17 protein-coding genes and 3 pseudogenes are annotated in these 21,870 nt (G+C 67.4%); 4 read left to right on the top strand and 16 right to left on the bottom strand.

Features of this window, described 5'->3' with window-relative positions:
- Positions 1-8 precede the first annotated feature (8 nt).
- Positions 9-1,280 carry a Zn-dependent hydrolase gene (locus tag GEM_RS10955; RefSeq protein WP_014897471.1) on the bottom strand — a complete coding sequence of 424 codons (1,272 nt, stop codon included), beginning with the start codon at positions 1,278-1,280 and terminating at the stop codon, positions 9-11.
- A 31-nt stretch (positions 1,281-1,311) separates the two neighbouring features.
- Positions 1,312-2,622 (bottom strand): annotated as a pseudogene (locus GEM_RS10960) (MFS transporter).
- A gap of 193 nt (positions 2,623-2,815) precedes the next feature.
- Between GEM_RS10960 and GEM_RS10965 the strand changes: the two are divergent.
- Positions 2,816-3,772: a LysR family transcriptional regulator gene (locus GEM_RS10965; protein ID WP_014897472.1), complete on the top strand. Its 957-nt coding sequence runs from the start codon at positions 2,816-2,818 to the stop codon at positions 3,770-3,772.
- Positions 3,773-3,833: 61 nt separating this feature from the next.
- Here GEM_RS10965 and GEM_RS10970 read toward each other — a convergent pair whose 3' ends face one another.
- The 5 genes from GEM_RS10970 to speB all read right to left on the bottom strand — a co-directional run bounded on the left by GEM_RS10970 (position 3,834) and on the right by speB (position 9,034).
- Entirely contained in the window at positions 3,834-4,904 is a 1,071-nt protein-coding gene (locus GEM_RS10970; RefSeq protein ID WP_041490521.1) for a porin, read from the bottom strand.
- Positions 4,905-5,064: 160 nt separating this feature from the next.
- Positions 5,065-6,495, bottom strand: a complete 1,431-nt coding sequence (locus GEM_RS10975) for a purine-cytosine permease family protein (protein ID WP_014897474.1) — start codon at positions 6,493-6,495, stop codon at positions 5,065-5,067.
- A gap of 304 nt (positions 6,496-6,799) precedes the next feature.
- A complete protein-coding gene (locus GEM_RS10980; RefSeq protein WP_041490522.1) occupies positions 6,800-7,477 on the bottom strand; it encodes an SOS response-associated peptidase family protein in 678 nt (225 codons plus the stop codon).
- 131 nt (positions 7,478-7,608) lie between these two features.
- Positions 7,609-8,073, bottom strand: coding sequence for a GNAT family N-acetyltransferase (locus tag GEM_RS10985; RefSeq protein ID WP_014897476.1), 465 nt, complete (start codon positions 8,071-8,073; stop codon positions 7,609-7,611).
- Positions 8,066-9,034, bottom strand: a complete 969-nt coding sequence (gene speB, locus GEM_RS10990; RefSeq protein WP_014897477.1) for an agmatinase — start codon at positions 9,032-9,034, stop codon at positions 8,066-8,068. Before speB ends, GEM_RS10985 begins: the two co-directional genes overlap by 8 nt.
- A 129-nt stretch (positions 9,035-9,163) precedes the next feature.
- On the opposite strand from speB, the gene GEM_RS10995 reads away from it, so the two are divergent.
- Positions 9,164-10,081 carry a LysR family transcriptional regulator gene (locus GEM_RS10995; RefSeq protein ID WP_014897478.1) on the top strand — a complete coding sequence of 306 codons (918 nt, stop codon included), beginning with the start codon at positions 9,164-9,166 and terminating at the stop codon, positions 10,079-10,081.
- Positions 10,082-10,150: 69 nt separating this feature from the next.
- On the opposite strand, the gene GEM_RS11000 is transcribed toward GEM_RS10995, so the two are convergent.
- Both GEM_RS11000 and GEM_RS11005 read right to left on the bottom strand, forming a co-directional pair.
- Positions 10,151-10,780: an NAD(P)H-binding protein gene (locus GEM_RS11000; protein ID WP_014897479.1), complete on the bottom strand. Its 630-nt coding sequence runs from the start codon at positions 10,778-10,780 to the stop codon at positions 10,151-10,153.
- 180 nt (positions 10,781-10,960) lie between these two features.
- Entirely contained in the window at positions 10,961-11,977 is a 1,017-nt protein-coding gene (locus tag GEM_RS11005; protein ID WP_014897480.1) for an AraC family transcriptional regulator, read from the bottom strand.
- 135 nt (positions 11,978-12,112) lie between these two features.
- On the opposite strand from GEM_RS11005, the gene GEM_RS11010 reads away from it, so the two are divergent.
- Positions 12,113-13,087 carry an alpha/beta hydrolase gene (locus GEM_RS11010; RefSeq protein WP_014897481.1) on the top strand — a complete coding sequence of 325 codons (975 nt, stop codon included), beginning with the start codon at positions 12,113-12,115 and terminating at the stop codon, positions 13,085-13,087.
- Positions 13,088-13,359: 272 nt separating this feature from the next.
- On the opposite strand, the gene lpdA is transcribed toward GEM_RS11010, so the two are convergent.
- From lpdA to GEM_RS11040, 6 genes and pseudogenes are all read right to left on the bottom strand, one after another.
- On the bottom strand, positions 13,360-14,751 hold the full coding sequence (gene lpdA / locus GEM_RS11015) for a dihydrolipoyl dehydrogenase (protein ID WP_014897482.1): 1,392 nt from the start codon (positions 14,749-14,751) through the stop codon (positions 13,360-13,362).
- 5 nt (positions 14,752-14,756) lie between these two features.
- On the bottom strand, positions 14,757-16,094 hold the full coding sequence (locus GEM_RS11020; RefSeq protein ID WP_014897483.1) for a dihydrolipoamide acetyltransferase family protein: 1,338 nt from the start codon (positions 16,092-16,094) through the stop codon (positions 14,757-14,759).
- 1 nt (position 16,095) lies between these two features.
- A complete protein-coding gene (locus GEM_RS11025; protein ID WP_014897484.1) occupies positions 16,096-17,139 on the bottom strand; it encodes an alpha-ketoacid dehydrogenase subunit beta in 1,044 nt (347 codons plus the stop codon).
- A gap of 2 nt (positions 17,140-17,141) precedes the next feature.
- Positions 17,142-18,374: a 3-methyl-2-oxobutanoate dehydrogenase (2-methylpropanoyl-transferring) subunit alpha gene (locus GEM_RS11030; protein WP_014897485.1), complete on the bottom strand. Its 1,233-nt coding sequence runs from the start codon at positions 18,372-18,374 to the stop codon at positions 17,142-17,144.
- A 402-nt stretch (positions 18,375-18,776) separates the two neighbouring features.
- The gene (locus GEM_RS11035) at positions 18,777-19,403 is read right to left on the bottom strand and encodes a flavin reductase family protein (protein WP_014897486.1); all 627 of its coding nucleotides are present in this window, start codon (positions 19,401-19,403) and stop codon (positions 18,777-18,779) included.
- 256 nt (positions 19,404-19,659) lie between these two features.
- Positions 19,660-20,311, bottom strand: a pseudogene (locus GEM_RS11040) (substrate-binding domain-containing protein); the annotation flags it as partial.
- A gap of 9 nt (positions 20,312-20,320) precedes the next feature.
- Between GEM_RS11040 and GEM_RS29830 the strand changes: the two are divergent.
- A pseudogene (locus GEM_RS29830) lies at positions 20,321-20,455 on the top strand (polyisoprenoid-binding protein); the annotation flags it as partial.
- Positions 20,456-20,673: 218 nt separating this feature from the next.
- Here GEM_RS29830 and GEM_RS11045 read toward each other — a convergent pair.
- On the bottom strand, positions 20,674-21,663 hold the full coding sequence (locus GEM_RS11045) for an enoyl-CoA hydratase/isomerase family protein (protein WP_272148339.1): 990 nt from the start codon (positions 21,661-21,663) through the stop codon (positions 20,674-20,676).
- Between the last annotated feature and the right edge of the window lie 207 nt (positions 21,664-21,870).

Raw genomic sequence — 21,870 nt, forward strand, 5'->3', positions numbered from 1 at the left:
TCGCCGCGTCATGCGTGCTGCGCGGACGTGGCAGCAGCCACGCGGGTTGCGACGCCGGCACGCGCCAGCACCGCGTTCAGCAGCACGTTCGTGCCGCGCGTCACGTCGTCGGGCAGCGCATCCTCGGCCTCGTTGTGCGACAGCCCGTCGACGCACGGGATGAACACCATCGCGGTCGGCACGCGGCGCGCCAGCAGGATCGCGTCGTGGCCGGCGCCGCTGACGATCCGCTCGTTCATATAGCCGAATGCGTCCGCCGCCTGCGCGACGAGGTCGACGCAAGCGCGGTCGAACGGCGTCGCCGGGCTGCGCCAGCAGGTATCGATCGCGATCTGCACGCCGCGCGCGGCGGCCACGCGCGCGCAGGCGTCGCGCAGTTCGCGCTCCATCGCATCGACTTGCGCATCGTCGTGATGGCGCAGGTCGACGGTGAACGTCACGTCGCCGGCGATCGTGTTGCGCGACGCGTTGCGGATGGCGACCTGCCCGATCGTCGCGAGCCCGCGCGGCGCGTAGCTGGCGACGATCCGCTCCAGTTCGAGCGCCATCTGCGCGCCCGCGAAATACGCATCCTTGCGATACGGCATCGGCGTCGTGCCCGCATGCGCGGCCACGCCCGTCACGCTCACGTCGAGCCAGCGGATCGCCTGCCCGCCCGTGACGATGCCGATCGTCGTGCCGTTCGCCTCGAGCACGGGCCCCTGTTCGATATGCGCCTCGAAATACGCGTCGACCGCGCCGCCCGTCGCGCGTGCGCCGCGATAGCCGCATGCGTCGAGTGCTGCGCCGAGCGTGACGCCGTCGGCGTCCTGCTTCGCGAGCGCGTCGTCGAGCGGCAACGCGCCCGTGAACACCGCCGAGCCGAGCATCGCCGGCGCGAAGCGCGCGCCCTCCTCGTTGGTCCACGACACGATCTCGAGCGGTTTGTCGGTCGCGATGCCCGCGTCGTTCAGCGTGCGCACGAGTTCGAGCGCGGCAAGCACGCCGTAGACGCCGTCGAAGCGCCCGCCTTCGGGCTGCGTGTCGAGGTGGCTGCCGATCAGCACCGGTGCGGCCTGCGCGTCGACACCGTCGCGCCGCGCGAACAGGTTGCCGACGCCGTCGACGCTCACCGTCATCCCCGCGTCGCGGCACCACTGCGCGAACCGGTCGCGCCCGCGCCGGTCGTCGTCGGTGAGCGCGAGGCGCCGCACGCCGCCGCGCGGCGTCGCGCCGATGCGCGCCATGTCGACCAGGCTGTGCCACAGACGGGCACCGTCGATTTCCAACAGGTCTTTCATGTGTACTCCGGATGAATTCGTTCGTTGCAGCTCACCGCGAGCCGAACGCTTCGACGGCGGCCGGCTGGCCCGCACGGCGTGCGTCGAGCGCGACGATGCAGAGCAGCGAAATGCCGGCGAGACCCGTGTAGAACACGGCGAGCGGCCACCACTGGCCGGCGAAGCGATGCGCGAGCCAGGTGCCGACGAGCGGCGTCAGGCCACCGGCGATCGCACCGCAGATCTGGTACGCGAGCGAGATTGCCGAATAGCGCACGTGCGCGGGAAACACGCCGCTCACGAAGCCCGCGATCACCGAATAGAAGCCGGCCATGCACACGACCGCGAGCGCGATGCCCGCGACGAGCGACGCGGACGTGCCGCCCTGCACGAGCATGAACATCGGGTACGGCGACAGCATCGCGAGCAGCGCGGCGATCTTCAGGAAGCGTGCGCCGCCGATGCGCTCCGCGAGCTACGCGGCGATCGGCTGCGCGATGAACTGGATGATCGCGACCGCGAACAGGCTGTCGAGGATCAGCGAGCGCGATACACCGACGTACTGCGTCGTGTACGCGATCATGAACGTGTTGGTGAAATAGACGCCCGCGATCCCGATCGTGTTCGCGCCGATGCAGAGCAGCACGAGCCCCGACGCGGAGCGGAACACTTCGGCGACGGGCAGCTTCACGGTGCGGTTCGCTTCCTTCACGCGCGCGAATTCCGGCGACTCGTTCACGCCGAGCCGGATCAGGATGCCGACGACCAGCAGCACCGAGCTCGCGAGGAACGGCAGGCGCCAGCCCCAGGCGAGGAAGTCGGCCTTGTCCATCGACGTGACCGCGCGGAACGCGATCAGCGACAGGATCAGCCCGGCCGGGCTGCCGAGCTGCGCGAACGACGCGAAGAACGTGCGACGCCCCTGCGGCGCGTGTTCGCCCGCCATCAGCACCGCGCCGCCCCACTCGCCGCCGACCGCGATCCCCTGCACGACGCGCAGCGCGACCAGCAGCACCGGCGCCAGCATGCCGACCTTCGAATAGTCGGGCAGCAGCCCGACACACACGGTCGCGACGCCCATCATCATCAGCGTCGTCATCAGCGCCTTCTTGCGGCCGATGCGGTCGCCGAGGTGGCCGAACACGATGCCGCCGAGCGGACGCGCGAAGAAGCCGACCGCGAACGTCGCGAACGACGCCATCGTGCTGACGAAGCGGTCATGCGACGGGAAATAGAGTTCGCCGAACACGAGCGCGGCGGCGGTCGCGTAGATGTAGAAGTCGTACCACTCGATCATCGTGCCGATGAACGCGGCCATCGCAGCGCGCGCCGGCTGGCGGGTGGAAGGAAGGGACTGGGTCATGCTGGCTCCTGACGCGCGCCGCGTTGCGCGCGACACGCACTATCGTGATGGCCGGCCGTCTGTCGCGGCCTCGCGCCGCACGGTACGGCGCCCCTCCTTTATCGGCGACCGCAAATCATTAGTCAAATTTCAAGTTATTATTCGCCGTATAAATCCAGCTAATGACCGATCCGATGCCTCACCCGGAGACCCGATGCGCGCCGACCTCACCCCCTTCCTGAACGACCGCCTCGACTGGAACCTGCTGCGCACCTACCTGGTGATCATGCAGGAGCGCAGCGTGAGCCGCGCGGCCGCGCGCCTGCACGTGACGCAGCCGGCCGTGAGCCAGGCGCTGCGGCGGCTCGAGGACGCGCTCGAGCGACGGCTGATCGAGCGCCGCGGCGCGCACTTCGCCCCGACCCCGGCCGGCGAAGCCGTGTACCGGATCGCGAGCGACATCTACGGCGGCGTGTCGCGTCTCGAAACGGAACTGGACGACAGCACGGCCGACCTCACCGGCTCGATCCGGCTCTTGACGGTGAGCCGCATCGAATCGCCCGTCTACGACGCGTTCCTCGCCGACTTCCATCGCGCGTATCCGCGCATCGACCTGCAGATCGAAGTGATGCGTTCGTCAGACATCCTGTCGTCGCTGCTGCAGAAGACGGCCACGGCCGGGCTCGGCCTGTGCCGCACGCCGCATGACAAGCTGGAAATGCGCTGCTTCCTGCGCCAGCGCTATGCGATCTACTGCGGCCGCCACCACCGGCTGTTCGGGCAGACGCAATTGCGGATGGACGATCTGCTCGCGGAGAACTTCGTGTCGTTCACGAGCGACCAGATCGGCGACAGCCTGTCGCCGCTCACCGTGTTCCGGGACCAGAAGGGCTTCACCGGACGCATCGTCGCGTCGTCGCCGAGCCTCGAGGAAGTGCGGCGGCTGATCTTCGCGGGTTACGGGATCGGCTGCCTGCCCGAGCACATCGTGCGCGACGACATCGCGCAGCAGCGGCTATGGCGGCTGCCGCCGGACGACGGCCTCGTCGATGTCGACGTGTTCCTGCTGTGGCATCGCGACCGCAAGATGAACGCGGCCGAGCAGGCGTTTCTCGACGCGATGGAGCGCTGCATGCAGCGCCATTCGCTCGCCGAGCGGCTGGGGATGTAGGCGCGCGAATGCGCGCCGGAAAGCAGGCGCCGGCACACCTGGCCCGGCGCCCGGTGCATCGTCAGAAGCGATGCACGATACCGAGCTGCACGCCGCGCGCGTTCGCGCCCGGGTACGCGAGCGGCAGGCCCGGGTTCGCCGCGCCGGCGAGCGTGTAGCCGGCCTGGTTGCGGTTGCGCAGGTACGACAGCGCGCCATAGAAGCTCGTGCGCTTCGACAGGTCGTACTCGTACATCAGACCGAACTGGTCCGCATTGTCGCCTTGCGACGCCTGGTCGTGCAGGTACGCATAGCCGAGCGCAACGTAGTTCGCCGGGTTGAGCTGGTATTTGACCGACAGTCCGTACACGCGCGAGTCGATGCCCAGGTCGGCCCACTTCACCGCGGAGAAGCCGCCGTATACGGTCGCCTTGCCGATCTCGTACGATGCACCGGCCATGATGGTGCGATCGGTTGTGCTCGCTGTCCGGTTCTTCAGCCACTGACCCGCGACGAACGCCGCGAACGGCCCGTGCTCGTAGGTCACGTCGAACTGCTGGCTGGAGCCTGCCGAGCGCACGCCGCCCGCGTCGCCAAACCCGAAGTACAACCCTGCCTGGAAACCGGCGATCTCCGGGCTCTGGTACGACAGCGTATTGCTCGTGCGGAACGCGAACACGGTGAGGTTGTCCATGCCGGACGCCTGCGTGACGCCGCCGAACGCATCCTGCCCGCCCTGGTCGTTGAACAGCGGCGAGTTCTGGCGGCCCGCACGCACCTTGCCCCACTGCCCCGCGACGCCGACCCACGCCTGCCGGTTGAACATGCTGCCCGAGCTCGCGAGCGAGCCGTCGTTCGGGTTGAAGCCGTTTTCGAGCGCGAACTCGATCTTCTGCCCGCCGCCGATGTCCTCACCGCCCTTCAACCCGAACCGGCTGCCCCACTGGCCGCCCGAGCCGATCGCCGCCGTATAGCCGTTGCCGGTATTCACGTACTGTGCGAACTCGTCGATCACGCCGTACAGCGTGACGCCGTCCTGCGCGAGCGCGGCGCCCGAACCGGCGACGCATGCAGCCGCGACCGCCATCCGAAGGCCGGCATGCACCGGCCGCACCCGGGAACGATTGCCCCGTGCGTTCATTTGTTTAGTCATACTATTCAATTGAAAGAGAATGGAACGATGCCGGGCACGGTGGTCTTGCCGTGCCGGCATCGTGGATAACGAAGAGGTGTGCAGCGCGGCTGCCGACCGCGCGACGCGCGGCGGGCCGCTCAGGCCGGCGGCAGGCCAGCCCGACGGTCAATGCGACGCGTCAGTGACGAGCCTCGCCGCGTTCGAGCGGCAGGATCAGGCGCTCGGGGATGCTGCGTCGCGACGCGCGCGCGCCGACGTAATACAGCAGCGCCGGCACGACGAGACCGAGAATCCACGAGATGTCGGTGCCGCCGAGCGCGTCGACGAGCGGGCCCGTGTAGATGTGCGTCGACATGAACGGCAGCTGCACCAGGATGCCGACCACGTAGATCGTGATCGCCATCACGTTCCAGCGGCCATAGCGGCCGTCCGGATCGGACAGCGCCGGCACGTCGTAGCGCGAGCGCGTGAAGCAGTAGTAGTCGACCAGGTTGATCGCGCTCCACGGCGTGAAGAACGCAAGCAGGAACAGGATGAACGCAGTGAATTCCTTCAGGAACGAATGGCGGCCGGCGAGCGCGATCAGCGTCGACACGCAGATCATCCCGAAGATGTAGACGAGACGGCTGCGCGACGACACCGCGCCCTTGCCGCGGAAGCCGCTGACGATCGTCGCCATCGACATGAAGCTGCCGTACGCGTTGAGCGCCGTCACCGTCACCTTGCCGAACGCGATGCTGAAGTACAGCAGCGCGGCCACGGCGCCGGTCGAGCCGAGGCCGACGATGTACGACACCTCGTGGTGCGCGAACTGGCTGCCGGCGAGCGCGGCGGCGAACACGCCGAATACCATCGCCGCCTGCGCGCCGAGCACCGAGCCGAGGCCGACCGCGAGAAACGTGGCGACCGACGACGTCGAGCGCGGCAGGTAGCGCGAATAGTCGGCGACGTACGGGCCGAACGCGATCTGCCACGACGCGGACAGCGACATCGACAGCAGGAAGCTTGCGAGCGAGAAATGCTTGTTCGCAAGCAGCGCGCCGACGTCGTGGTTCGCGAACAGCTGCGTAAACATGTAGATGAACGCGACGATGCCGACCACGCTCGCGATCCGCCCGACGAAGTGGATCGCGCGATAGCCGAACACCGTGAGCACGACGATCACGGCCGCGAACAGCAGGATGCCGGCCGCGTCGTCGACGTGCAGCAGCTGCGCGACGGCCTGCCCGGCGAGCACCGAGCCGCTCGCGGAAAAGCCGATGTACATCAGGCACACGAGCACGATCGGGATCATCGCGCCGTAAACGCCGAACTGCACGCGGCTCGAGATCATCTGCGGCAAGCCGAGCTGCGGCCCTTGCGCACCGTGCAGCGCCATCACCGCGCCGCCGACGAGCTGGCCGAGCAGCAGCGCGACCAGCGACCAGAACACGTCGCCGCCGAGCACGACCGCAAGCGCCCCTGTGACGATGGCCGTGATCTGCATGTTCGCCGACAGCCACAGCGTGAACTGGCTCAGCAGCCCGCCGTGGCGTTCGGCGTCGGGAATGAAATCGATCGAGCGTACCTCGATCAGGCCGCCGGCTTTTCCACTGGAATTCGTTGACACGGGAAAATCTCCAAGATACTGAGGATCACAAATAGTTCGGATGAAACGGGAACGTGCCGAGCCGCCCTTTCGGCTCTTCGGGTGCGGTGCGCCGTGGATCGCCGGCATGCGCCACGCACGCATGGTCTGCACGCTGGCGCGCAAGCGGCGCGACGTGTGCCGACATTGCCAGCGGATGATCTTGTATATACAACTTGCGTGATATCGGGGATTACCCGGTATCGATCGATTTTCGAAATCGTCCGAATAATCGGCGCACGGCCGGGCAATTTCGCCGCAAGTCAGACCTTGGAAAAATGAAAGGTCACGCGCCGGCCGGCGGTGCCTGGTCGGGCTCGGCCGTCATGTCATCGGCGGGGAACAGGTTCAGCATGCGACGTGCAGTCTCGATCTCGCGCGTATGCAGCCATTCGTCGTAATCGTCGCTGCGCAGGATCACGACGCCGCGCTTCTCGTCGCCCGGCCGATGCATCCGTGCGAACAGCGGATGATCGTCGGCGTTCACCGTGAGCATCGTCATGCCGATGCATACGCGCCCGTCGCTGTCTTCGTAGCGGCGCCAGATACCGGCGACGCAATACGGCTGCCAGCCGTCGACGCCGATCCGGTGCCACACGTTGCGGCCGGTTTCGTAACAGGGCTCGAAGATCCAGCGCACCGGAATCAGGCAGCGCTGGCCGTTGCGCCACGCATTGCCGTAGAGCCGCGACGAGCCGACCGTTTCCGCCCGCGCGTTCACCGTATCGAGTTTCTTTCTCTTGCGACCGTTCTCGTCGAGGCGCTCGGGCTGCATGAATTTCGGCCAGAAGCCGAACACCGCGCTCACGACCGCGAGCCCGTCGCCGTCGGCATGCGCGATGGGCGCCGCGTAGTCGGGATAGACGTCGGGCTGCCAGGGATCGCGGCGAAACAGGTCGCCGATGCCGATCTTCAGCTCGCTGATGCCCGGGTCTTCATCGGGGGCGCGGTAGTGGGTGCACACGATTCGTGCTGGCGATGGACGCAATGCTTCCATCGTAGATCAGCGTGCGTGCCGCAATTGCGTTATTGATTTGTGTGACGAAACAGTTTTACGGATCGCTGAAGCGGCGCGATCCGCGGCAACGCATGCGGTCAGGCGTGCTGCCCGACCTGAAGTGTCAGGATTTCATCGCCGGCTTCATCCAGTTTGCCGGTCGGTGTCCAGCCGAGATGCCGGTAGAACCCGTGCGAGCGCGACGCGGGATCGGTCGAGCAGCCGAGAAACAGCGACGTGAAGCCGTTCGCCGCGAAATCGTCGATCACGCGCCGCAGCAGCCGCTTGCCGATCCCCGCGCCTTCGTACTCGGGCAGCATCGCGAGCACGACGATCTCGCCCGAAGCTGTGTCGCCGAAACAGTAGCCGACCATGCATCCGTTCGCGCAGCACACATGGCCCGAGAACAGGCCGTCGCGGATCCCGTCGTCCCAGCTTTCGACGGTGATGCCGAGCTCGCGCAACTGCGCTTCGGTGAACGCGTTTTCGCGGGTCTTGCCGCGCAGTGCGATGCACGCGGCCGCGTCACCGGGCACGGCCTTGCGCCAGACGAGTTCATCCATCGATCGATTTTTCCCTTGTCTGCCGCCGGCGCGATGCATACAGGCAGATCAGTTCCAGCCCGATCGTCGCACCGGCCAGCGACGTGATTTCCGCATGATCATACGGCGGCGACACCTCGACCACGTCCATCCCGACCAGGTTGATGCCGTTCAGGTGGCGCAGGATCTCGAGCGCCTGATGGCTCGACAGCCCACCCGACACCGGCGTACCGGTGCCCGGCGCAAACGCCGGATCGAGACAGTCGATGTCGAACGTGAGGTACACCGGATGATCGCCGACGCGCTCGCGGATCCGCGCGGCGACCGCCGCCGGCGTCGACGCGTGCACGCTGCGCGCATCCTGGATGTCGAACCCCATCGGCTCGTCGTTGGTCGTGCGGATGCCGATCTGCGCCGACCGTTCGGGCAGGACCCACCCTTCCCGCGCCGCGTGATAGAACATCGTGCCGTGATCGATGCGCTTGACATCGCGATCGGGCCACGTGTCGGTGTGCGCGTCGAAATGCACGAGCGACAGCGGCCCGTGCACCTTCGCATGCGCCTTCAGCAGCGGATACGTGATGAAGTGATCGCCGCCGAGCGTCAGCATCGCGCAGCCGCGTGCGAGGATCGCATCCGCATGCCGCTCGATTGCGCCCGGCACCGATTCGGGCTGCCCAAGGTCGAACACGCAGTCGCCGTAGTCGACCGCGGCCAGCACGTCGAACGGATCGAATTCCCACGGCCACGGGCGCTCCCACGCGATGCCGGTCGACGCGATCCGCAGCCCGCGCGGGCCGAAGCGCGTGCCGGGCCGGTGCGACGCGGCCGCATCGAACGGCACGCCGGTGATCGCGAGATCGACGCCGTCGAGATCGCGGCTGAAGCGCCGGCGCATGAAACTCGTCGCACCGGCGAACGTCGGTTCGGCCTGCGTGCCGTAAAGGCTGTCGCGCGTGAACGCGAGATCGTTCTGGCTCATCGTCGGATTCCTGTGTGAGGGGAACAGCGGTCGCGCGGCTGGCGACCTCGGACCCGATTCTGCCGCGCCCCCATTCGACGAAAAATATGAACTAACATAAGCTGACTTCACAAAACGCGATGTATCGCCATGCTGACCCGCTTGAGAGACATGGATGTGCAGTTGCTGCGGCTGTTCGTCACGATCGTCGAGAGCGGCGGCTTCAGCGCGGCGCAAGGCACGCTCGGGATGGCGCCGTCGACGATCAGCACGCAGATGGCCAAGCTCGAAACGCGCGTCGGCTTCCGGCTGTGCGAGCGCGGCAAAGGCGGTTTCCGGCTGACGCCGAAAGGCGAACGCGTGCTGCAGTCGACACGGCGCCTGCTGCAGGCGATGGAGGTGTTCACGCGCGATACGCAGCACGTGTCGGGCACGCTGCTCGGCGAGCTGCACATCGGGCTGTCCGAGCGACTCGCGCCGGACATCGTCGAAGCGATCGCGACGGCCGTCGGCCGCTTTCGCGATCGTGCGCCCGACGTGCGGATCGAAATGCTCTCGGTGGCGCCTGACGAGTTGGAGCGCAAGCTGCTGAAAGGTGAACTGCAGCTCGCGGTCGGCTACTTCTCGGGACACCAGGCCGGCCTGTACTACGCCCCGCTGTTCGTCGAGCAGCAGTCGCTCTATTGCGGCGCCCGGCATCCGCTCGCCGCGAAAAAAACCGTATCGGTGAACGACGTCGCGCGCGCGAGCCACGTCGCGCGGCTCTACAAGACCCACACGGCCGGCTCGGCGCTACGCAACGCGCAGCCGACCGCATTCTCGGAAAACGTCGATGCGGACGTGATCTTCATCCTGTCCGGTGCGCACGTGGGCTTCCTGCCCGACCATGTCGCGGCGCCGTGGGTCGCGGCCGGAAAGATGCGCAGGCTGCTCGCGAGCAAGCTGAGCCATGCGGTCGCGTTCCAGCTCGCGACGCCGCGCAACAGCGACGGCGGCGAAGCGCTGGACGCGTTCCGCGATGCGCTCGCCGAACAGTTCGGCCCGCTCGACGGCGTCGCGCACGGCTAGCCGGCGCGGGCGATCCTTGCGCCCATCCCGGCCTGCCGGATGCGGTGGCCGCGCGTCGCCCGTTACGGTTCAGGCGAGCCGGTCCGATGCGACGAGGTGCACGCCCGGGCGGGCATCGATCGCGGCATCGAGCAGCGCGCGGGCAATGCGCGGCGCGGGATTCACCCGCCACTTCGGCGGCAACAGCGGCCCTGCAACGCTCAGCGCAAGCGCGAGCAGCCGCTCGCCGAACCTGAATTCGTCGCGGCTGCCGCCGATCACGCCGGGCCGCACATACGTGAGCGACGCAAACCCGACGCCGGCGAGCGCCTGCTCGACCTCGCCCTTCACGCGGTTGTAGAAGATGCGCGACGCCGGATCCGCGCCAAGCGCGGAATTCAGCACGTAGGTCGGCGTGCCGTGCCGGTGCGCGAGACGCGCGACCGCGAGCGGATAGTCGTGATCGACACGCCGGAATGCCGCCTGCGAACCCGCGGTGCGCATGGTGGTGCCGAGCGCGCAGATCACCGCGTCGGCCTGCCACGAGTCGGCATCCTCCGGCAGATGATCGAAGTCGGCTTCGAGCGCACGCATCTTCGGATGCGGCGACAACGGCCGGCGCGCGACGACGACGACCTGGTCCACCCGCGCATCGGCGAGCGCGAGTTCGAGGACGTGGCGCCCGACGAGTCCGGTCGCGCCGACGAGCAACAGTTTCATGTTCGCTAGTTCCCTATGAGGCCTGCGCCGGCTCGCCGCCAGCGACAGCAGCGCGCATGCCGGGCTTCGCCATGCCGCATCACGGTGGACTCGCCTGTGTGCGGCCGACGATTCAGACTGGAAGTCGACACGATGAACGGTTTGCTCGGGAGGGTCAACCGGGACCCGCGGCCTGCCCCGCTACGAACCGGCTCCCGCCTGCCGCGACACGCTCGGCGCGACACCGGTCCACCGCTTGTAGGCCTGCGAGAACGACGACATGTCGCTGAACCCCAGTTCCTCCGCGATTTCCTTGATCGACAGCCGCCCTTCGGCAATCAGCGCCTCTGCGCGCGCCTTGCGCACCGCATTGGAGATGTCGCGAAAGCATGCGCCCTCGTCCTGCAGCCGGCGCTTCAGCGTGCGCTCGCTCGTGTTGAGCAGCGTCGCGATGTCCTTCAGTTGCGGCGGCCGGTCGAACGGCCGCGTGACCAGGTATTCGTTCAGGAACGACACGAGGTCGACGCGCGTGCGCCTGCGCGCGATCAACTCCGCGCACAGGCGCTCGCACATCGCGGCGGTCGCGGCATTCGCCTGCGGCAACGGCCGTTCGAGGTGCGCATGCGCGAACGTGATCGCATTGGCCGGCCGACCGTACCGGACCCGCGTGCCGAGTACCTGCCGGCCACCCGGCTCCGCGCCATACGCGAGGTCGAACGTCGCGAGATCAAACGCGCTGCCGATCACGTCGCGCAGCACGCGGCAGGTCGCGCCCATCGCGCGCTCGACGAAGAAGCGCTGCAGCGGCGCGGACAGTTCCGGCGCCGCGTCGAACGCGATCGCATCGTGCCGACCGGCGCGGCGGTACGTCATCCCGACGAAGGTATAGGTCAGCGCCAGATAGCGGCCCGCGAGCGCGACGGCGTCCATCCCGGTCGCGCTGCTGAGCAGCCCGTACCCGAGCAATCCGTACGCCGACAACTGATACGACAGGCCGACCGTCAGACCGACGCCGGCCTCGTTCCCCGTCAGCGCAAGCAGGTTCGACGCGACGGTCAGCTCCTGCGCGGCCAGCACCGTGAAGTCCGGATCGGCCAGCTGCTTCAGCGTGAGCTGCGAGCCCTTCAGCAAGGCCGCCGGCGCGAGCTTGCGGTCGCGTCCGAACGCGATCATCAGCAGGACGGAAGCCGGGCTGCGGGCAAAGTTCCAGACGTTCATCGGACGCCTCGTGACGTGTGTTGGCCTAGATTCTAAAGCGGTTGGCCCGCGCCAGCATGGTTGGCGACAGACGGCCGGATCATGATGGGACCCATCGCAACCGCCCTTTCGTGCAATCGACCGGAGACCGCCGCCATGTCCAGGACCTATGCAGACCAGCCCGTCTGGCGCGCCATGCAGCACTTCCTGCCGCCCGACTTCCAGTGGACGGCCGACCGCCAGCCGCATGAAGAATGGTGGCGCTGGCATGGTCATCGCATCCATCTCGACACGTATCGCAACCCTCACGCGAAAGTGAAGGCGATCCTGTTCCATGGCGTCGGCACCAACGGCCGGCAGATGTCGATGATCGTCGGCGAGCAACTGGCACGCCGCGGCTACGAAACGATCGCGGTCGACATGCCCGAATACGGGATGACCGAAGTCGCACGCGGCGCGCTGGTGCGCTACGACGACTGGGTACGTGCCGGCAGCGACCTGATCGACGCGGAGCGCGCGAAGGACGATCGCCCGATCGTGCTCTACGGGCTGAGCGCGGGCGGCATGCTGACGTACCATGTGGCCGCGCTGAACGGCAAGGTCGCTGGCATCGTCGGCATGACGTTCCTCGATCAGCGCCTGCAACAAGTGCGCGACGAAACCGCGCGCAACCTGTTCATGAGCCGCGTCGGCGGCCCGATGACGCACTTCTCAGCGAAGACGCCGCTGCGCGCGATGCGCATCCCGATGTCGCTCGCGAGCAAGATGCACGCGCTCGTGAACCGCGACGACGCGCTCAAGGTGTGGATGTCCGATCGCACGTCGGCCGGCAACGCGATGACGATGGCCTTTCTCGATTCGTACATGACGTATCGGCCGGCACTCGAACCGGAGCAGTTCCGCGTATGCCCGATCCTGCTCACGCAGCCGGCGGCGGACCACTGGACGCCGAAGCACCTGAGCGAGCCGTTCCTCGCGCGCATCCGCAACGTGCCGGTCAAGGTCGTGATGCTGGACAACGCCGGCCACTATCCGCTCGAACAACCGGGGCTGGCGCAGATGGTCGATGCGATCGATGCGTTCTATCGCGACGTGACGGCGCAGTCCGCTCGAGCGCGCGAGCCTTCGTGACCGCCTGCAGCGAGGGCCCTTCAACGCATATCGCAAGGCAGCGTCGAACGGGTTGTTTGCGCATCGGCAATCAAAAGTTACGCGGGGAATGCGCATGCAGCGCGCCTGCTGTCGCATCGCCGACTTTGATCGATCGTTTGCAATCCGGATATTGCCGGCGCGAAACGTCATGTCGAATCCGGTGCGGGAAAGCCAAAGCCGCCGCCTGCTGCCGACGCAAAAAAAGCCCCGCCGTAGCGGGGCTTCGTCCGGCCGTGCATGCCGGCACGCGTTCACACGTGCAACGCATGTCCCAGCGCGCGCAACGCCGCTTCCTGCATCGCTTCGCCGAGCGTCGGATGCGCGTGGATCGTGCCGCCGATGTCTTCGAGCCGCGCGCCCATCTCGAGCGACTGCGAAAACGCCGCGGCCAGCTCCGACACGCCGCGCCCGACCGCCTGCCAGCCGACGATCAGGTGCGTGTCGCGGCGCGCGACCACGCGCACGAAACCGTCGGTCGCCTGCAGCGTCATCGCCCGCCCGTTCGCCGCGAACGGGAACGACGCGCTGATGCAGTCGACGCCGGCCGCCTTCGCCTCGTCGGGCGACCAACCGGACGTGACGATCTCGGGATCGGTGAAGCACACGGCAGGGATCGACGCGGGCACGAACTTGCGGCGGCGTCCCGCGATCAGCTCGGCCACCATCTCGCCTTGCGCCATCGCGCGATGCGCGAGCATCGGCTCGCCGGCGACGTCGCCGATCGCCCACACGTTGCGCATCGACGTCCTGCATTCGTCGTCGATACGCAACGCACGGCCGTTGCGATCGAGCGACAGCGACTCGAGCCCGAAGCCGTCGACGCGCGGCCGGCGACCGACCGCCACCAGCACGCGATCGGCCGGCAGCGTCTTCTCCGCGCCGTCGGGTGCCTGCACGCGCACCGCGCCGTCGTTCGCGAGGCCCAGCACCTGGTGGCCCAGCCACAACCCGACGCCGAGCCGCGCGAGCGAATCGGCGACCGGCTTCGCGAGTTCCGCGTCGTATGCGGGCAGCACGCGCTGCGCCGCTTCGACGATGCTGACGTCGACGCCGAGCTTGCGATAGACGAGCCCGAGTTCGAGCCCGATGTACCCGGCGCCGACGACGACCAGCCGCTTCGGCAACGACGTGGGCGACAGCGCTTCGGTCGACGATACGACGTGTCCGCCGAACGGCATCGACGGCAGCGCGACCGGTTCCGAACCCGTCGCGAGCAACAGGTGCTCGCACGCGATCCGCGTCGTGTGATCGCCGGCGACGACGTCGACCGTCTTGCCGTCGACGACGCGCGCGTCGCCATTCAGCACGCGCACGCCGTGCTTCTTCAGCAGCGCGCCGACGCCGCGCGTGAGCCGCTCGACGATGCCGTCCTTCCACGCGACGCTTTTCGCGATGTCGATCTCCGGCGCGCGCACGCGAATGCCGAGCATTCCCTCGCCGGCCTGCCCGCGCGCCTGCTCGAACGCGTCGGCGACGTGGATCAGCGCCTTCGATGGAATGCAGCCGATGTTCAGGCACGTGCCGCCGAGCTGTTCGCGCTCGACGAGCACCGTCGGAATGCCGAGCTGCCCCGCGCGAATCGCGGCGACGTAACCGCCCGGACCGCCACCGATCACGAGCAACGTGGTGTGTTCATTCTTCATCGGGCTCACTCCACGAACAGCAGTGCCGGGCGCTCGAGCACCCCGCGCACGGCCTGGATGAATTCGGCTGCATCCGCGCCGTCGACGACGCGATGGTCGAACGACGACGACAGGTTCATCATCTTGCGTGCGACGACCGCGCCGTCGCGGATCATCGGCCGCTCGACGATCCGGTTCACGCCGACGATGCCGACTTCGGGATGGTTGATGACCGGTGTCGACACGATGCCGCCGAGCGCGCCGAGGCTCGAGATCGTGATCGTCGAGCCGGTCAGTTCGTCGCGCTGCGCGCGGTTCGCACGCACCGCGTCGGCGAGCCGCGCGATTTCCGCCGAGATCGACCACACGTCGCGCGCTTCCGCATGACGCAGCACCGGCACCGTGAGACCGCCGTCCGTCTGCGTCGCGACCCCCATGTGCACCGCGCCGTAACGCATGACGACACCGGCTTCGTCGTCGTAGCGTGCGTTGATCTGCGGGAAGTCGCGCAGCGCGATCACCATCGCGCGGATCAGCAGCGGCAGCGGCGTGAGCCGGCCGCGCGTGTCGCCGTAGCGGCGGTTCAGCTCCGTGCGCAACGCTTCGAGCTCGGTGACGTCGATCTCCTCGACGTAGCTAAAGTGCGGAATGCGGCGCTTCGCTTCCTGCATCTTGCGCGCGATCGCACGCCGCAGGCCGATCACCGGCACCTCGGTCTCATCGTTGCGCTCGTCGTAGCCGTGCGCTTGCGATGCCCGCGCCGCGTCGCCGCCCGTGCGGGCGTACGCGTCGAGGTCCGCATGCAGGATCCGCCCTGCGTCGCCGGTGCCGCGCACGTAGCGCAGCTCGACGCCCATGTCCCATGCGCGCTGGCGCACCGCCGGCGACGCGAGCGGCCGCTCGCCCGGCGCGAGTGCCGCGCGCGGCGGCACCGCGTGCTCGGCGCGACGCGGCTCGGCCGGCGCGCGGTCAGCGGCGTGACGCGTGGCCTTCGACGACGCGTGCGCTTCGGCTGCTTCGGTGACGTGGGATGACTTGGCAGGCGCGTCGATCGCCGCCGGACGCGGCGGCGCATCCGCACCGGCATCGCGGGCCTTCGCGCCCGGCTTCAGGTTGCCGTCGCCTTCGACTTCGAGACGGATCAGCTCGCTGCCGACCGCCATCATCTCGCCGATCCGGCCACCGAGCGCCAGCACCTTGCCCGCGACCGGCGATGGAATCTCCACCGCCGCCTTGTCGGTCATCACATCGGCGAGCGGCTGGTCTTCAGCGATCGTCTGCCCGACCTGCACGTGCCAGGCCACCAGCTCGACCTCGGCGATCCCTTCGCCGATATCCGGCATCTTGATGACATGAATCCCCATCTCAGGCCTCCATCACGCGTCGCAACGCTTCGCCAACCCGGGCCGGGCCGGGGAAATACGCCCATTCCTGTGCGTGCGGATACGGTGTGTCCCATCCCGTCGTGCGCTCGACCGGCGCCTCGAGGTGATAGAAGCAATGCTCCTGGACGAGCGACACCAGTTCCGCGCCATAGCCGCAGGTGCGGGTCGCCTCGTGCACCACCACGCAGCGGCCGGTCTTGCGCACCGATGCGACGATCGTGTCGAGATCGACCGGCCACAGCGTGCGCAGGTCGATCACTTCCGCGTCGATGCCCGTCTCCTCGGCCGCGGCGAGCGACACGTGGACGGTCGTGCCGTACGTCAGCACCGTCACGTCGTTGCCGGGCCGCACCACGGCGGCCGTATCGAGCGGCACCGTGTAATAGCCTTCCGGCACGGCGCTGCCCGGATGCTTGAGCCACGACGTGACCGGACGCTCGTGATGGCCGTCGAACGGCCCGTTGTACAGGCGTTTCGGCTCGAGGAAGATCACCGGATCGTCGTTTTCGATCGATGCGATCAGGAGCCCTTTCGCGTCGTACGGATTCGACGGCATCACCGTGCGCAAACCGCAGACCTGCGTGAACATCGCCTCCGGGCTCTGGCTGTGCGTCTGGCCGCCGTAGATACCGCCGCCGCACGGCATCCGGATCGTCATCGGCGCGGTGAACTGGCCCGCGGACCGATAGCGCAGCCGCGCGCCTTCCGACACGATCTGGTCGGACGCCGGGTAGAAGTAGTCGGCGAACTGGATCTCGCACACCGGCCGCAATCCGTACGCGCCCATCCCGACCGCCGCGCCGACGATCCCGCCTTCCGAGATCGGCGCATCGAACACGCGCGACCTGCCGTACTTGGCCTGCAGCCCTTCGGTGCAGCGGAACACGCCGCCGAAGTAGCCGACGTCCTGCCCGAACACCACCACGTCGCCGTCGCGCGCGAGCATCACGTCCATCGCCGAGCGCAGCGCCTGGATCATCGTCATCGGCTGCGCGTTTGCCGTCGTCGCTTCTTGTTGCGCCATGATCACGCTCCCAGTTCCTGGCGCTGACGGCGCAGATGCGCGGGCAGCTCCTTGTACACGTCGTCGAACATCGAGGCCGGCGACGGAATCCGGTCGTCGGCCAGCGTCCCGAACTTCTCCGCTTCCTTCTGCGCGGCGATCACCTCGGCCTCGAGCTCGGCCGTGAGCGCGTCGTGCGCGCTGTCCGACCAGATGCCTTTGGCGATCAGGTGCTGCTTGAAGCGGGCGATCGGATCGCCGAGCGGGAAATGGGCCCAGTCGTCGCTCGGCCGGTATTTCGTCGGATCGTCCGAGGTCGAGTGCGCGCCCGCGCGGTAGGTCACCCACTCGATCAGCGTCGGGCCGAGATTGCGGCGCGCGCGTTCGGCGGCCCAGGTCGATGCCGCGTAGATCGCGAGGAAGTCGTTGCCGTCGACGCGCAACGAAGCGATGCCGCAGCCGACGCCGCGCCCGGCGAACGTCGTCCCCTCGCCGCCCGCGATCGCCTGGAACGTCGAGATCGCCCACTGGTTGTTGACGACGTTCAGCACGACCGGTGCGCGATACACGTGCGCGAACGTCAGCGCGGTGTGGAAGTCGGCTTCGGCCGTCGCGCCGTCGCCGATCCACGCGGACGAGATCTTCGTGTCGCCCTTGATCGCCGACGCCATCGCCCAGCCGACCGCCTGGATGAACTGCGTCGCGAGGTTGCCGGAAATCGAGAAAAAGCCGGCTTCGCGGTCCGAGTACATCACCGGGAGCTGGCGCCCTTTCAGCGGGTCGCCTTCGTTCGACATCAGCTGGCAGATCATCCGTTCGAGCGGCACGTCGCGCGCGATCAGGATGCTCTGCTGGCGGTAGGTCGGGAAGCACATGTCGCCGTGGCGCAGCGCCATCGCATGCGCGGCGCCGATCGCCTCTTCGCCGAGGCTCAACATGTAGAACGAGATTTTCTTCTGACGCTGCGCGATCATCATGCGCGCGTCGAAGATGCGGGTTTTCAGCATCGCGCGCATCCCGGCGATCAGGCGCGCATCGTCGAGGTCCGGTGCCCACGGGCCGACGGCTTCGCCGTGGTCGTCGAGCACCCGCACCAGGCTGCGCGCGAGATGGGCGGTGTCCGCCGGAGCAACGTCGATCGGCGGGCGGCGAACCGCGCCGGCCGGCGATAGATGCAGATAGGAAAAATCCGTCTTGCAGCCCGGACGCCCGGTGGGCTCCGGCACATGCAGACGCAATGGCTCTGACAGGCTCATCGTGTCGTCTCCACGCTCGATTGTGTCTCACGCTGATAAAAACGCGCGGCCGGTTGCCGGCTCACGCGCGGGCTGGCGTACGGATAAGCACGCCAACTTTGGGAATCTATGCCTTGTGGCGCCTGACGTCGATGCCCAAGCCGCTCGATTGCGGTGAGCAGATTTGCCATGGCGGGTGTCGGCGGGCCATGCGTGCTGTCGGCGAGGGGGATGAACGATGCGTTTGCGGCAGTGCGGTATCGGGCCGCCGGCGTTCGGGCACCGGGGCCGGACGGGTCGGCGCGCCCCGCTCAGGTGCGCGGCATGAAGCAAAAGACCCCGCGAAATCCTGGATTTCCGCGGGGTCCTCGTGGGTCCGGGCGCTGCCGCGCCCGCGTGCCGGCCGTGCCGGCGCGCGATGACTTATGCGTCGGGGCGAAAGATGTCGAAGCGGCTGTCGGGCTTGACGTGCACGTAGGCCGACGGGCCGCCCGCGCGAAGAATGATGCCCGCGCCGAAGGTGTCGAAAATGCCGTCTTTCAGCAGGTCATGGCGGATATGGACGGCGACGACCTCGCCGAGTACCAGCGACGCCGGCGTCTCCACGCCCTGGTGATCGCGCAGCCGGATCACGTCGGTCACCTTGCATTCGAAGTTGACGCCGCTTTCCGCGACGCGCGGCACGTCGACCAGGCGCGACGGGATCGCGGTCAAACCGCCGAGATCGAACTCGTTCACGTCGTACGGCACCGCGGCGCAGGTCTGGTTCATCCGGTCGGCGAGCTCGCGCGTCGCGAGGTTCCAGACGAACTCGCCGGTCTCCTGCACGTTGCGCAGGCTGTCCTTGGCGGCGGTGCTCGAAAAGCCGATGATCGGCGGACGATAGTTGAACGCGTTGAAGAAGCTGTACGGCGCGAGGTTGACCGTGCCGTCCTGGCCGCGGGATGAAATCCAGCCGATCGGACGCGGGCCGACGATCGCGTTCAACGGATCATGCGGCAGCCCGTGGCCTTGCGACGGTTCGTAATAGTGATAGCTCGAGTCGGTCATGACGGGTGGTCTTGCGAAATGCAAACTGGGTTGGATGCCATCGGCAGCGTCACGCGCGCCGATGGTTGGAACGGCGTCCGGTGCGACGTGCGTGGCAAGTATCACACGGAGTCGGGTTCGTCGCAGCGAGGCGGCGCGTGACGGCGCACGAAGCGCAACGCGGCCTCCTGCGCTACCGGTTGCTCGCCACCCCGACGACGCTCGGGCGATGGCGCTGGCACTCGCCCCTGGTTGGGGAAGCAAGCAGCATCCCGTTTCATCTACCTGCCCCGCCGAGACGGGTCAAATAGTCGATCAGCCATTGCGTCGCCGGCCCGCAGGCACGATCTGCACGCCTGATTAACGACACCCCGTATCGAATCACGTCACGATCCGACAACCGCACGACGGCCAGTCGGCCTTGCCGAAGATCCTCGTCGATCAAATGCATTGGCATGGATCCCCAGCCCTTCGAGCAACAGGCGATGCTTTGCGCCCAGGTCGGCGGTCTTCCAGGTGCGCGTCGCATAGATTCCGAATGACTGCCCTTCGGTCAGCCTGCTTCTGTCGGTCAGAACAAGTTGCGTATATTCGCGAGCTTCGGACAGCGGAATCCGCCCCCGACGCTGCGCGAGCGGATGCGTGGGCGCAGCGACCGTGACCAGTTCGATCGAGCCCATCGACGTCGCATCGATCGCGTCCGGCCAGTTTTGCACGGGCCCGCTGATGCCGAGTGCGCATCCGCCGTCGATCACCAGCTTCATCACGCCACCGAGCGCTTCGATCGTCAGGTTGAGCGCGACCGTGGGGAATTCCTCCGCGAACGCTCTCAGGCCCTCGACGAGCGTAGCCAACGGAAACATCACGTCTACCGCCAGCGACAGCTCGGCTTCCACCCCGCCGCGCAACCCTGCGGTTTTCGCCTGCAGTTAGCCCACCGGCGTGAAGTATGCGGCGTCGATGCAGTCGGCAAATTCAACCGCGACGATTTCGGCATCGACTACGGCAAGCAGTACGGCTTCAAGATGAAAACGAAGCTGCTGATCTCGGCCGAAGCGATCAAGGACCAGTAACAGCCCGCGGTAAAACATGGTCTGCATCGGAACCGCCACGCGCCACTGCCACGTTGGCGCTGTTTCCGAAGCTGCCCGCGCCGTGCGCGTCGTGCGGCCGAATGCACGGCATCGAGCACGCGATGCAATCCCGAGGCCGGCATGCGCGTCGGGATTACCCCTTCAGTCGAACCGTCAGGGCAGGCGTTCGCCCCCTCTTCCAGACGCCGGCAGACCGCTCAATTAGCCGGCGGCAGCTTCGCGGAGAGATCGGGGAAACGGAGTTCCCCTTCGTAGGTCTCGGCCCCGGCTGCGAGGATCGCCTTCACGCGCGCCTGGATCGCTTCGTTCGCGACGCACAGATCGGCCTCGTGCGCTTCCACCAACAAACCTTCGGAGAAGGAAACGTCGGAGCCCATGTCCACGGACCTTTTCAGATGCGCAATCGTGGTGGGCGGGAAGGTCGCGATGCGGCGTGCGAGCTTGTCCACGAACGGACCCAGTTCCCTGGCCGGCAACGCACGATTGATATAGCCGTAGTGATCGGCCAGTTCCGCCGAGAAGTCTTGCCCGGCCAGCAGCACCTCGAGGGCGCGGGCGCGCCCCATCCGCCGCGGCAGGCGCTGCGTGTTGCCGCCGCCCGGGACGAGTCCGCACACGACCTCCGGCTGACCGAACACGGCTTCGCCGATCGCGGCGAAACACATGTCAGCGGCCAGCGCAATCTCGCAGCCGCCCCCTCGCGCAATCCCTTCGACCTTCGCGATCACGGCCTTGGGCATGTTGCGCAGGCGCTCGCCGAGCATCTGCGTCAGGCGAAAGGTGCGGGTGTTCGACGTCGTTTTCGGTGCCGAGCCGACACGGTGCAGGCCCGAGTGTGCAATGAAGAACTTCGGCACGGCGCTCTGCAGCACGATGACACGTACGTTCGTATCCTGTTCCAGTTGCCGGATCAGCGAGTCGAACTCCTCCGACAGGACCTCGTCGAGCAGGTTGAGCGGCGGGTAGTTCAGCGTAACGGTGGCGACGCTGCTGTCCTGGGTCACCTGGATATGCTTGTAGTCGGCATAGTTCGCGCCGCCACCCTGCGGTGGAGCGGACTTTTCGGGCGCAGCCCCGCCCTCTGATGACGCGAGCAACACGCCGGGCGCGAGTGTTGCGGCACCGATTGACTGGACGAACGATCGTCGTGAGAAAGTCAACATGGCAGACTCCTTGGTTGGTTTCATCTCGCCTCGGCAGAGCCACGCTCGGCTCGCAATTCGCGGCGGAGTCGAGTAACGCAGTTGCAATCCACTGGCGCGGCGGTTTACGCCGGCACTGCGGATGGCAGTGACTGCGCCAGCAATCCGGCATCGTTGAGCGGCATTCGTCAGTTTGAAGAAGCAAGCCTCGCCAACGTCATGATCCTCGTACCGTCGGGGCCTTTGCAAGGA

This window comes from Burkholderia cepacia GG4 (assembly GCF_000292915.1).
Classification (GTDB): domain Bacteria; phylum Pseudomonadota; class Gammaproteobacteria; order Burkholderiales; family Burkholderiaceae; genus Burkholderia; species Burkholderia cepacia_D.